At 72.4% G+C, this 656-nt stretch carries 1 pseudogene; it reads right to left on the reverse strand.

Annotated features, from left to right (window positions below):
• Positions 1 to 115: 115 nt before the first annotated feature.
• Positions 116 to 562: pseudogene (locus AC1DOP_RS27225) on the reverse strand ((2Fe-2S)-binding protein); the annotation flags it as partial.
• Positions 563 to 656: the final 94 nt, after the last annotated feature.

Genomic DNA, 656 nt, shown 5'->3' on the forward strand with positions numbered 1-656 from the left:
CCTCTCCGCGCTGCACCCGCGAGGTCGCGCCCGAAGCCGCCGAGATCGCCTCGTCGACGGCCGCCTCGACCTCGGCCTCCTTGGCGACCGGCGGCGCGGCGACCACGGGGGCGGCGGCGCTGGTCGCGGCCTCCTTGATCGCCGCCCGGATCCGCTGATAGGCGCCGCAGCGACAGATGTTGCCGCCCATGGCCGCGTCGATGTCCTCGTCGCTGGGCGCCTTGGTAGCCGCCAGCAGGGCGGCGGCCGACATGATCTGGCCCGACTGGCAGTAGCCGCACTGGGGCACGTCCAGCCTGACCCAGGCCTGCTGCAGCGGATGGGCGCCGCCCAGGCCCTCGATGGTGGTGATCTTCGCGCCCGACAGCGCCGCGATCGGGGTGACGCAAGAGCGCACCGGGTCGCCGTTCACATGCACCGTGCAGGCCCCGCACTGGGCCAGGCCGCAGCCGAACTTCGTGCCGGTCAGGCCCAGCTCGTCGCGCAGCACCCACAGGAGCGGCGTGTCCGGCTCGGCCTCCACCGACACCGTCTTGCCGTTGACGTCCAAGCTCGCCGCCATTGCGTCCCTCCTGCCCCGAAGCGGAGCTAACACCGTTATCCCGATGCGCCGCCAGCGAAAATTAACGCCGTCGGGATCGCGCCCGTCCCCGCAT

This window comes from Massilia sp. 01N410, from assembly GCF_056399665.1.